The sequence below is a fragment of the Maribacter polysiphoniae genome (genome assembly GCF_003148665.1).
Lineage (GTDB): Bacteria > Bacteroidota > Bacteroidia > Flavobacteriales > Flavobacteriaceae > Maribacter_A > Maribacter_A polysiphoniae.
This window is the reverse complement of record NZ_QGGQ01000010.1, coordinates 174353-187044: the sequence shown is the minus strand read 5'-3', so window position 1 is coordinate 187044 and position 12692 is coordinate 174353. Positions and strand designations below refer to the sequence as shown.

11 protein-coding genes are annotated in these 12692 nt (G+C 40.9%); 8 read left to right on the top strand and 3 right to left on the bottom strand.

What is annotated here, in order from left to right; all coding sequences use genetic code 11:
- Positions 1-128: 128 nt before the first annotated feature.
- Positions 129-815, bottom strand: coding sequence for a 3-keto-disaccharide hydrolase (locus LX92_RS17805; protein WP_109653528.1), 687 nt, complete (start codon positions 813-815; stop codon positions 129-131).
- A complete protein-coding gene (locus LX92_RS17800; protein WP_109653526.1) occupies positions 812-3418 on the bottom strand; it encodes a c-type cytochrome in 2607 nt (868 codons plus the stop codon). Before LX92_RS17800 ends, LX92_RS17805 begins: the two co-directional genes overlap by 4 nt.
- Before the next feature lie 615 nt (positions 3419-4033).
- Here LX92_RS17800 and LX92_RS17795 point away from each other — a divergent pair.
- The 5 genes from LX92_RS17795 (at position 4034) to LX92_RS17775 (ending at position 6629) form a co-directional block, all read left to right on the top strand.
- On the top strand, positions 4034-4327 hold the full coding sequence (locus tag LX92_RS17795; protein ID WP_109653523.1) for a type II toxin-antitoxin system HigB family toxin: 294 nt from the start codon (positions 4034-4036) through the stop codon (positions 4325-4327).
- Position 4328: 1 nt separating this feature from the next.
- Positions 4329-4685: a helix-turn-helix domain-containing protein gene (locus tag LX92_RS17790; protein ID WP_109653564.1), complete on the top strand. Its 357-nt coding sequence runs from the start codon at positions 4329-4331 to the stop codon at positions 4683-4685.
- Between the two features lie 362 nt (positions 4686-5047).
- Positions 5048-5656 (top strand): YkgJ family cysteine cluster protein, encoded by a 609-nt coding sequence (locus tag LX92_RS17785; RefSeq protein WP_109653521.1) that lies wholly within the window; start codon positions 5048-5050, stop codon positions 5654-5656.
- A 136-nt stretch (positions 5657-5792) separates the two neighbouring features.
- Positions 5793-6251: a GyrI-like domain-containing protein gene (locus LX92_RS17780; protein WP_109653519.1), complete on the top strand. Its 459-nt coding sequence runs from the start codon at positions 5793-5795 to the stop codon at positions 6249-6251.
- A 12-nt stretch (positions 6252-6263) separates the two neighbouring features.
- Positions 6264-6629, top strand: a complete 366-nt coding sequence (locus tag LX92_RS17775; RefSeq protein WP_109653562.1) for a DUF1801 domain-containing protein — start codon at positions 6264-6266, stop codon at positions 6627-6629.
- 112 nt (positions 6630-6741) lie between these two features.
- Here LX92_RS17775 and LX92_RS17770 read toward each other — a convergent pair whose 3' ends face one another.
- Complete coding sequence (locus LX92_RS17770) at positions 6742-9165, bottom strand: glycoside hydrolase family 3 C-terminal domain-containing protein (protein WP_109653517.1); 2424 nt, start codon at positions 9163-9165, stop codon at positions 6742-6744.
- A gap of 80 nt (positions 9166-9245) precedes the next feature.
- On the opposite strand from LX92_RS17770, the gene LX92_RS17765 reads away from it, so the two are divergent.
- The 3 genes from LX92_RS17765 (at position 9246) to LX92_RS17755 (ending at position 12653) form a co-directional block, all read left to right on the top strand.
- Entirely contained in the window at positions 9246-9965 is a 720-nt protein-coding gene (locus LX92_RS17765) for an NUDIX hydrolase (RefSeq protein WP_109653515.1), read from the top strand.
- 191 nt (positions 9966-10156) lie between these two features.
- The gene (locus LX92_RS17760; protein WP_109653513.1) at positions 10157-11935 is read left to right on the top strand and encodes a glycoside hydrolase family 9 protein; all 1779 of its coding nucleotides are present in this window, start codon (positions 10157-10159) and stop codon (positions 11933-11935) included.
- Positions 11928-12653: a polysaccharide deacetylase family protein gene (locus LX92_RS17755; protein WP_109653511.1), complete on the top strand. Its 726-nt coding sequence runs from the start codon at positions 11928-11930 to the stop codon at positions 12651-12653. The genes LX92_RS17760 and LX92_RS17755 overlap by 8 nt, the downstream gene beginning before the upstream one ends.
- Positions 12654-12692: the final 39 nt, after the last annotated feature.

The following is a 12692-nucleotide window of genomic DNA, read 5'->3' as shown; positions in this document are numbered from 1 at the left end:
GATATATGTAGGCTAGGAGCCTTGGGTTAAGCCCCTCGCGTTACAAAGGTCAACACCTTGAATATATATGCCAAGGCCATAAAACAATACGAACAGTACGTATTAAAGAGAGGTATATATATTATGATTTATAACTTTTTCAATTCTAAATCCCTGTAAAACACTTGCATCGACGGACCTGCATGGAGCTGCAAGGCCAACACCCCCGAAGAGGCTGATTTCCCGGTTTCATTATCCACGACATCAATGGTCAATTGATCATTGATATAATGTTGCAAATGATTCCCTTTTGCAACAATGCGGTAGTCATTCCAATCCTCCTGATTGATAACTGCCTGAATCTCTTCCGTGGTTTTAAACCGTGTTACCGTTTTTTTCCCCTCTTTCGAAACAACCACCTTTTCACCACGCTGTGCTAGAATCCCCCTTCCTTTTTCTTCATACAAAATCCCGGAATATTGAATGCCCGCTTCCATATCCGCTTGGTAGCCCCCAATGATGAATTTATCTTGGTCTACTACCCTCGCCCTATACTGAACACCGCTATTTCCTCCTATGATTTTATACTTAAATGTCAACTCAAAATCCGACACGATCCTATCATGAATCAAAAAAGTATTATGCGCAATAACCACTTCATCAGTTGTTTCCCCTTTAATACATCCATCCTCCACAGACCAAACCCGGCTATCACCCCTCCAATGGCTAAGATCTTTGCCATTGAACAATTGCTCTGTTTCATTTGCTTTCTGACCTGCTAAATTGCAACTCATCACCATGGTCATAAACACTGTATAAATTACTTTATAATTCATTTCTTTATATTATTTCGGTTTCCGCCTGACAACATATAGGCTATCAAATCTGTAATTTCCTGTTCGTTCAATCTATTGACCAAGCCTGCCGGCATTGGCGATATTTTGGATAATTCAACACTTTCAAGTCTATCCTTTCTCACTTTTGTGGTAACATTAGAAGTGAAAGCGCTTATACTCACTTCAATCGTATCATCATCTTCGTCAATTTCAATCCCAGTGATCACAGAACCGTCCTTCATATGATAATCTGAATATTGATATCGGTCCCCAATGGTCCCTGATGGATTAACAATGGCTTCCCCGATTGCCCCTACTGTAAATCTAGAACCAATTTTAGTCAATTCAGGTCCACTACTACCTCCTTCCCCATTCATACTATGGCATGAAATACACAATGAAGCTTTAAACATATTCTTCCCGTTCTCAAAATCGGCGTTTTTGTAATTCTTTTCATAAGCGGACATTAACAACTCCACCGTCCAATTAACACCAGGACCTTCCGGTTGTTTTACATCCTCCATATAATCTGCCCTGCGTGCCGCCGCTATCTCAGTGATTTCAGAAAGGTATTCTTGTTCGTTCTCTGGAACATTGGCCAAAGCCTCTTTTTGAATGGCCCTGATAAAATTCAGATACTGTTTACCTCCAGCTTTTTGCAACGCATCGCCAAACCATTTAAAATAACGCTCCCTTGCAGACGTTGACCAACCCTTTTGAAGGTAACTCAGACTCATGGCATAACTAATATTCCGTTGATTTGGCATATTTGCCAACATATTCTCAACATCCTTTCCATATTGTTCACTTCTATTGGAAATATCACCGGATATGTACATCGCTTCCATACCTTCAGTAGAAGTATTCGTCTCCATCTCATGCAATGTCAACGCAACAATCTCTTCAACTTGTAAATAACTTAGAATCTTGCACAATTCCATATTCACTGCCTCGGAACTTGCCAAATAGGCGGGTAAAAATAGCTCCTTGATTTTTTCCTGTACGGCGTTGGGCAAGCTTCCATCCATTCTCGTCAAAAGCAAATCGACCCCTCTAATAAAATCCAGTTTTTTAGATTCCTCCAAACTTTGCCATTCAATTCCCATTAAGGTTTTCAAGGCTTCGACCCGAGCGGCATCATCGCCATGACGTGCAATGGCCAAGGCCAAACCAACAGAAACTTCCGAAGGATTATCTTTCTTAATTTCATCTTTCCAATGTGCGTAATCCAAATGCTCTAAAGCCACTCTCGACGAAAAACGGATTGCTCGATCTGTATGCCCCAAATGCTGTACGATAAACGGAATTTGGTCTGCTGATGGACTCACATGCAACACTTCCAATTGTTTTCTTAGGTCTCGTTGTTTTTTCCCTTCGGAACGCTCTTTTAATTCCAATACCTCGGATGGTAATTCACCTTCATAGGCTACGCGGTATAGTCCAGATTCCAAGCGTCTTCCTCCTGTCAGGAAGTATAAGGCCCCATCATCACCTACGACACCATTCGTAAGCGGTAAAGGAACACCCGAAAGAAACTGTGTTACCTCTGCCTCAAACGAACTACCTTTAGGGGTTAGCCTGGCGTGATACATCGTTCCATAACTCCAATCAAACAAGTACAATCCCTTTTGATAATATGCCGGGAATTTCAATCCCCGTCCATCTAAAACACCTGTTGGTGATCCTTGCCCTAAATGGGCAATACTTGAAAGGTTATCCGGATAATAATCCCTGAATTTCCCTGTTCCTGTCCTCCATCCAAAATCGGCGCCACTCGTCATATGATTTAAACGGATGGGTCTGTACCACGGCATTCCTAAATCATATTCCATATCAGAATCAAAGCCAAACAATTCATTATCACGATTAAAGGCAATATCATAGGTGTTTCTGGTCCCAACGGTTATGAGCGTCCAGTCTTTACCTTCAAAATCTGTTTGGGCTACCCAACCACCTGGTGCCTTTCTTGAATTGGCATGTCCACTTGGATCTTTTATTACGGGCAATAAATTATCCTCATCCCATACTTCAGGAACACGACCACGGACATCACTGGGAATATCCGTGTGATTTCCAAAAACCATATACATTGATTGCCCATCCGGTGCCAATACAATATTGTGTGGTCCGTGCTCACCATTCCCGTTTACGGTCTTTAACGTCTTCACCCTATCCAAAGTACCATCTCCGTTGGAATCAATGATTTTATACAATCCACTTTGAATCTTTTCATCATTTGAATTTACCAAGGCAAACAATTCATTATTGTGGTATAACAACCCTTGGGCCAACCCAATATTCAAATCCAATTTCTGCACCTCAAGCACATCTTTTCCTTCGGATTTCGTTAGTCTGGATTTATAGATGCTTCCGTATTGATCGGATGTATAAAAATTTCCCTTATCATCTTTGGTAATACTTACCCAAGAGCCTTGTTCCTTATCGGTAGGCTCATACAATTTGGAAATGACAAAGCCTTTTGGGAGAGTAATAGCATCGATAGTGACTTTTTCAGTGATAGGTGATTCATTGTCCGAATCCAGATGGCAAGAATAAAACAGAACACATGTAAAGCTTAGTAATAATAGCGTAACTCCTTTCATAAAATAGTTGGTGGTTTATTATTCAAATATGCGGTGAAAACCAGAACACGGTCTATATCGCACCTGTTAAAAATAGACATAAAGTTTTAGATTGCTAATTTTTTAGAAGTGATCCATCCTGAAATAAGTATGCAAAGACCCAATGCATATGGATAAATCATTCCTGATTTTGTTCTTTGACCCAAAGGGGGATTAAGGGAAAGCCAATTCCTATGATAAGCGAAAAACAATGGTGTTTGGCTTGGATACATCCGTTTATTATGTGATATTTTGAGCTCTAATATGGGGGCGGACTATATCGCAGACACTGTTGGTCCTGAACCTATTAATGAGCAGAAAGATATAAAAACTATACGAATCGATTATCCCTGGTAGTGGAAACAACATTGAAAGACCATGGCATCCGACCACTACTTATCATGGACCGAAAAACTACCGAAATTTATACAGAAATGGCGAAAAACACTTATAAAAGTGTTAAAGACCCCGTAGATTAGTCGTATTGATAAAATTAGAGTTACCCATAACTATATAATTGTTAGGCACAAACTGAAAAAATCAATAAAGTTACCATATTGGTAACTTTATTGATATGTTTACTTTAAATAATATGATTTGAGAGTAATTGAAAAACGGACTTTAAGAGAGTTTTGGACAAAGCATGCCGATAGTGAACAACAATTGACCGCATGGTTCAGGGAAACTGAAAAATCGGAATTTACAAACTTGAACGAGCTGAAAATTGAATATCCGAGCGCAAGCATACAGAAGGACAATCAAATTATTTTTAATATAAAAGGTAATCGATACCGTTTAATCGTAAAATTCAATTTCGAGTACCAAATCTGTTGGATTCGCTTTGTGGGAACTCACACAGAGTATGATAAAATAAATGCAAACGAAATTTAAAATGAAAATAGCACCTATTAGAAACGAAAAAGACTATCAGAACGCACTTGAGCGACTCGAACTGATTTTCGATGCCAAAAAAGGTAGCAAAAAAGGCGACGAACTCGAAATCCTATCGATTTTAATTGACCGATATGAAAATGAAAACTTTCCAATCGGAATGCCGGATCCAATAGAGGCAATCAAATTCCGTATGGAACAAATGGGAATGAAACAAAAGGACTTGGCAGAGGTCATGGGATTTAAAAGCAGGGTAAGCGAAATTTTAAGCAAAAAACGTAAGCTTACTTTAGATATGATAAGAAAACTTAATACGACGTTGCATATTCCAACGGAGGTATTGATTCAAGACTACTAGCTGAAAAGCCAGTCCCTAACAATTGTAACCGTTGCACAAGCCTTTAATCCAAAAAAACTACTTCATATAAGCCGCTTTAAGAGTGTTTTTCAGTGTCAAATCAGAAATGGGAAGCTAATTTCCCATGCTTTGAAATGGCTCCAGATAAGTATACGAAGATGTTTTGGAATCATACAGTTGAATACGGGGTTTGGGAAAGAGAAGATGAACGTAAAAAGTACTAATGTCAACACAACCTCCTATGAAAAGCCTTAGTCCTGTTCTTTAAATAAACGTGATATTTTATCTTAAACCCACCCTTGTTCTTTTAAGAAATAAAATGTCCCACGCAAGCTTATTAAGGCTACCTTCGGGAAAAAATAATGTCGATAGAACGAAGGGTGCAATTGGTGGAAAACCTATTTCTTCAATTGGAAAAAGAAAGCACCAAATTTCAACAAACATCAGGAATTGGTTGTATTACCGGTTGTGGAAAATGTTGTACATATCCCGATGTAGAAGCTTCGCCTCTCGAATTCTTGCCTTGGGCCTTTCATCTATTTTTAAACGGGGAAGCCGAAAAAACGCTCCTTTTGTTGAACAAATCAACCGATTTAACATGTATGATCTACAAACCCTTATCCATTATTGGACAAGGTCGATGCAGCGATTATAAATACCGTGGATTGATTTGTAGGTTGTTTGGGTTCGCAGCCAATACGGATAAATATGGGAAATTAAGATTGGCCACCTGTAAGATCATCAAGGAGGGTCAACCTGAGAATTACAACAAAACGGCCGACGCGATTACAAAAGACTTAAGTATACCTGTCTTTACCGAATATTACATGCAATTGAATCAAATAGATTTCCACTTGGGAAATATCATATTACCTGTAAATAAGGCGTTGAAAATGGCTTTGGAAGAAGTCTTGCAATACTATGCCTACAGGCCTATGCCCGTTAACGGAAAAAATGCGCTGCCTGCCTAATGTTTCATCATACCCATGGTGTATCCCGCCGAAGTCCAGTTCAGCCCTGAATACGATGAATTCTTTAAAAAGCACCCCTGACATCATTTGTCATCAGGTGGGTATAAATTTGCATGAAACCAAAAAATAAGAGACGATGCAAATAGTACACATGGGGCCTTTCGATATTATCGGGATTTCGATTCGCACAACAAACGAAAAAGGGCAAGCCATCAAAGAAATCGCTGCATTATGGGGCAAGTTTATGGCTGAAGGACTTTTGAATACTATTCCGCACAAAGTGGATCATACGATTTACTGTATCTACACAGACTATGAAAGTGACCACACCAAACCGTATACGGTAATCCTTGGGTGCCAGGTTGAAGGATTGGATGTAATCCCAATGGGAATGATAGGTAGATCAATTGAGGGCGGCTCCTATTGTAAGACCAAGGCGAAAGGGGACTTAACCAATGGTCTAATCGTAAACCAATGGTCAGAAATATGGAAAATGGATTTGGATAGAAGTTATACCGCGGATTTTGAGGTATATGGGGAAAAGGCCCATGATCCTACCGCTGCGGAAATTGATATATTTGTCGGCCTAAAATAGTTCTTGAAAATGATACGGGAAATCGACAGTTATTATTTAAACAAAGAAGAGCCGAACAAAAGCTGTCTACTTACTTTACGCCAGTTCATTCTGAACCAGGATGGGCATATAAGTGAAACCCGTAAATACGGAATGCCGTGCTTTTGCTATAAGAACAAAATGTTCTGTTATCTATGGACCGATAAAAAAACAGATTCCCCGTATATCCTTATGGTAGAGGGGAAACATCTAACCCATCCTAAATTGGAAGCCGGAAACCGTTCTCGAATGAAGATCCTCACTATTGACCCTACCATCGATTTGCCCATTGAAACCATTGGATCGATCTTAAACCAAGCTTTGGATTTGTACAGGAACGGTACGATACGGATAAAATAAACAATGATCATCCCTTGTGGGCTTTTGACCTGACTTTAGTCGGTCCCCCCTCAGGCCGCCACACTTCCTTGAAAATAGTTCGGATCATCCCTGTCCATTTAAGGACCAAACTTTACAATACTATTTCTGCCATTTGTCGGATATCCCTAGATGAGGTGCCGATTCGTACCATATAGCCCCCTTTTTCAAGTGCCCAGTCCCCACTTTTCCCATCCCAATAACGCAACTCGGAAACAGGGATCTTCAGGGTTAGGTGTTCAAAAGCCCCTGGCTCTAAAAGCCCGGTTTTGGCAAATGCCTTCAATTCCTGGATGGGACGATCAATGGTTGATTTCAGTTTTTCGGTATACACCTGAACGACTTCCTTGCCTGCAACCTGACCGGTATTTTGAACACGCACAACCGCAGTGATCATGTTATCCTCAACGCTAACCTCTACCTCTGAAAATTCAAAATCGGTATAGGAAAGACCATATCCAAAAGGATAGGAAACCTCTAAGTTGGCTTGGTCAAAATGCCTATAACCTACATAAATACCCTCGTCATACTTCGTATAGTCCCTATTTTGGACCTTTTCTGCTTCCGGTCGATCCTCCTTCCCAAATAATAGCCCCGAAATCAAATCGGTATAGGAAAGGTGTCCCCCTTCTTGGGGGAAATTGGCATTTGACGCATGGTCATCCAAATTTATTGGGAATGTCATCGGTAATTTCCCACTAGGATTCACTTTTCCACTTAAAATATCCGCAACGGAATTCCCGCCTTCCTGACCGCCTTGCCAGGCAAGCAAAATAGCATCGGGTATATCTTTCCAAGAGGCTGTTTCGATGACACCCCCAATATTAAGAACAACGATAAGTTTTTTACCGGCAGCCTGAAAAGCTTTGGCCGTATTGGAAATCATTTCTTTTTCTGATTGTTTCAATAAAAAGTCATCCTCTTCTACCCTATCTCCTCCTTCACCGGCATTTCTACCTATGGTTAAAATCCCGACGTCTGAACTTTCCACTATTTCTTTTAGTTGTTCTGCCGTAAATGCCATTTCAATTGGTGCATACGGATTAAACATGGCATCTATCCCTTCCGCCTGTTGAAACGCCTCCTGGTTGGCCTCCCTGTGGGACTTATATACGCGCTTGGCCGTTTCATTGATTTCAAAACCGGCATTCATCAAACCTTGCTCAAGGGAAATCGTATAAGCCTCGTTTACATCCCCCGAGCCTGTACCACCCGCAATGAAATTATAGGAGGTAATTCCTAAAAGGGCAATATTCTTAGTGTCTAGCAACGGTAACGAATTGTTGTTCTTTAGTAACACCATACCTTCAGAGGCCGATTGGCGCGTAGTTTTGGCATGTGCCTCAAGGTTAGGATTGTTTCCGTACGCTAGATTCCCCATCTTTTTGGTTTTTAGGACCAACCTTAGAATCCTACTGACGGATCTGTCAATTGTTTCTTCGGTCAATTCTCCCTTTTCATGCGCTTCCAGTAATGCATCCCACTGCTTTTTGGTTCCCGGTTCCAAAAGGTCGTTCCCTGCACTGATCTGGGCGGCCGCATTCCTTCCCCCAAACCAATCGGTCATCACCAGTCCTTCGAATCCCCAGTCGTTCCTTAGCACATCAGTGAGTAAATATTCACTCTCCGAAGTGTAGGTACCATTGACTTTATTGTAAGAAGACATAATCGTCCATGGTTGCGATTTTTTCACAACAATCTCAAAGCCCTTTAAATAGATTTCGCGCAAGGCCCTTTCGGAAATGATCACGTTGTTCAAATTGCGTTCCGTTTCCTGATTGTTGGCTACATAATGTTTTAAGGAAGTACCGATCCCGTTCCTTTCTATTCCGTTGACCATGGCTGCACCAATATTCCCTGTCAATACCGGATCTTCGGAATAATACTCGAAATTACGTCCACACAGTGGATTACGATGGATATTTGCGCCAGGGCCCAATATCACATCTATGCCATATTCCAATGCCTCGTTACCCATGGCATTCCCAACCTCTTCGACAAGGGTTTCATTCCATGTAGAAGCGAGCAAGGTGGCAATGGGGAAAGCCGTGCAATAATACGTTCTATCCTCCCCTTCCCGTGTTGGCTGGATTCGGAGTCCGGCCGGACCATCTGATAAATATACCGTCGGAATCCCCAATCTTGGTGTAGGCACAATGGTACCCACGGCGCCGGGTATTCCCTGTCCGGGTTCATTCATTCCAACACCGGAAGCCATTCCCGAGCCTTTGAGCAAATGTATCTTTTCTTCCATGGTCATTTGCGAGAGCAAATCGGCCACCCGCACATCACTTGACTTACGATCATCTTCATAATCATCCAGTTGGTCATTTCCATTACGATCTAAAAAGGTATACCCCTCAATGGTTAGTTCCTTGATCGTTCGATTTTCGGCATAATCCTTTTCAAAAGTCAAAAAACTTGATTTTATATAGGACCAACCGATAAATGCGATAATGGCTATAAGAACGACTAGGGATGATACTATGATCAAAAATCTTTTCAAAAACTTTTTCATGTGTTTTTATTTGTGACAATACGACACAAATATAATTATTTTATTTTGTGACAAAGCGTCCCAAATGTTATTTTTGTAAAATGAATGTACATGATATCATTAAACATGGATCGGATTATTTCTTACCCAATTTGTCTATCGATTTGGTAATAATTGGATATCATGAGCATAAACTCAAGTGCCTGTTACTTAAAATTGGGGATAAATGGATCTTGCCCGGTGGCCATATTAAGATTGATGAGTCCTTGGATGTTGCTGTGAAAAGGATCTTAAAATTCCGTACCGGTCTGGAAGAACCCTATATGAAATTCCTAGCCATATTCGGAGACAAGGATCGTAAATTTGACAAAGATTTTAAACAGTTTTTTGAAGATAAGGGAATACCATGGGGGGAAGATTACTGGATAAACAACAGGTTCATAACATTGACTTTTTACTCCCTGGTAGACATTGATAACACCCAACCGGTACTTGGGGAATTCGATGAGGCTTTTGAATGGTTCGATTTTGATGACTTGCCCGATATGTGGTTAGACCACAAGTCGATTGTCAACTCCGCCAGAAACCGGTTAAAGGAGGATGTCAAATACGAACAGATTACCTACAATCTATTACCTGAACAATTTACCATGCCCCAGCTACATCAACTTCACCAAACCATTCTTGAGGAAAAAGTAGACCGTAGCAGGTTTCAAAAGAAAATTATCGCTACAGGGCTACTAGAACGTCTTTCTCTACTGAATAAGGATTCTCCCGGACGAAATCCATATCAATATACGTTAAGGAAAAGGGATTCTTGATCTCGGCACGAATACTGGCAAAAAGAAGATTGAATATAGTTCATCCATAAAAAATCCTTTCTTTTTGATTAATTTTAATTGCAACTGATGAAGCAGTCATCACTGTTCCATTATTTATCAACAAAGAACCTGTTGGCCCTAACCATGCCAATTCAAAGTTAGACATATACAAACCCAATAAAGCGCATTTTATGAAGAACAGCCTAATCTTGACCCTTTTGTTTTTTTATAGCTGTACCTCGCTGTTACGTGCCCAGTCCCCCGTAGAGATTAGGGTAAATCTGGGAGGCTACCCGACTGATATGCCTAAAGAAGTACTCATTCTAAGTAAGGAGGCCATTGACAATCCCGTTTTGAAATTAAAGAATGAAAAAGGAATGACATTAAAGGAATACCAATGCATACCAAGTGAAAACCCTTGGCCTCCCTTCCCCTATTATTACAAAGCCGATTTTTCCAGTTTTAAAGAGCAAGGGAAATATTACTTTGAATTAGGGGAAAATAATATTGTAAGTCCGGTTTTTACGGTCGGGTCCTATCCTAATTGGCAGGAGGATGTCATTGGTTTCATACGTACGCAACGTTGTGGATTTAATCCATATACCAAAGCTTTCTGCCATCAAAAAGATGGATTAAGTTTTTTTGGTAAAAGACCGGATTCAACCCGGATTGATGCAACGGGCGGATGGCATGATGCCGGTGACCAATTGAAATATCTTATTACGGGGAGCAATACCACTGCCCGATTGCTCATGGCCTATCAAATGAAACCCCATAGTTTTAAGGATGTGGTTGATGCCAGGGGATTAAAAGGTGCGAATAACCTGCCCGATGTCTTGGACGAAGCAAAGTGGGGACTCGAATGGATCTTGAAACTTCACCCGAGTCCAGATGAACTCTACCATCAAGTTGCTGACGATAGGGACCACCGTGGATTTAAACTTCCCCATGAAGAAAACGCTGATTATGGATGGGGTCCCAATAGTTTTCGTCCTGTCTATTTTGCGACAGGAAAACCCCAAGGCCTTTCAAAATATAAAAGCAAGGCAACGGGAATAGCCAATCTGGCGGGTCGTTCGTCTGCCACTCTTGCGTTAGGGTATCAGGTCTTTATTAATTTTGAAGAGTATAAGGTATTTGCCCAAACCTGTCTGAAGGCCGCACAAGAACTATATTGGATGGGGAAATCACAAGAAGGATATCAGCAAGGCAATAGTTTTGGCGCCCCCTATCGTTATGAAGAAAACACCTGGGCCGATGATATGGAGTGGGCAGCGGCTTGCCTGTACAAAATCACCAAAAAGAAAGAATTTCTAAGAGATGCCCGAGGTTACGCCAAAATCATTGGCAACTGGTCATGGATGGAGCGGGATACTGCCAGCCATTATGAAATGTACCCTTTTATAAACATGGGACATTATGCCTTGTGGCAAGTTGGTTCTTCCAAAGACAAAAAAGAAATGAGTGCCTATTACAAGCACAATTTAGAACAGGTAAAAAAACGATCGAGGGAGAATCCCTATGGCATTGGCCATCTATTTATTTGGTGTTCCAATAATTTGGCTGCAGCGGTCGCTACACAAGCCATGCTGTATGAAGAGATGACCGGATCAACAGCATATCGTCCCCTTATGCAAAACCATATCAATTGGCTACTGGGCCTAAACCCTTGGAGTTCGAGTATGATCACGGAAATTCCAGAGAACTCAGACACACCGGTGGATGTGCATATGCCATTTTGGAGGATCTATAAAAAATCCATCAAAGGAAGCCTTGTTGATGGCCCGCTTTGGTCTACCATACATACCAAGATGTTGGGAATAACGTTATCCGAACCTGACGAGTATGCGCATTTGCAGCCCAAACACATTAAGTATATGGATGACTGGGCCGATTATAGCACCAATGAGCCTACGTTGGATGGGTCGGCGGAATTACTCCTTATTTTAACAAGATTAAGTGATGACTAGGGCAGCGTTATGTATTTTATGCTTATTGATCAACCTATCGCTTTCTGCCCAAAATATAGTGGATAAGGAAGGGGCCGTTGTTAGGTCGGATACGCTACATAAAAGTATTAAACTCTGTTTTACGGGCCACGATTATGACGAAGGTTTTGATCATGTGCTTCGTATACTGAAAAAACATAAGGTAGAAGGTTCGTTTTTTCTGACCGGCGATTTTGTACGAAGTCATAAGCGTTTAGTGAAAACCATTGCCAAGCAAGGACACTTTGTCGGTGCCCATTCCGATAAGCATCTTTTATACTGTGACTGGACGAATAGGGACAGTCTGCTACATTCCACGGAAAAAATCAAGAACGATATCCTTCAGAACCTATTGGCATTGAAGCAGCTTGGGATTCATCCCAAGTATTTTATGCCTCCCTATGAATGGCATAATAAAAAAGTCGTGGAAATCGCTTCCGGATTAAACCAAACGACCATCAATTTTTCTTACGGTACCCGTTCCAATGCCGACTATACCACTCCAGACATGCCTAACTATACTTCCAGTAAGGCTATTTTAAAAAGCATCTATGATTATGAATCCTTAAAGGGTATGAATGGATTTCACTTACTGATCCATCCTGGTACGAGTCCAAAGAGGAAAGATAAATTCTATTTCCAATTGGATACACTTATTGCCACTTTAAAGGAAAAAGGATATCAATTCTCCAAATTTTGACCGGCTATTCCAATCCCTTTTAACTGGCTTTCCTTTCAA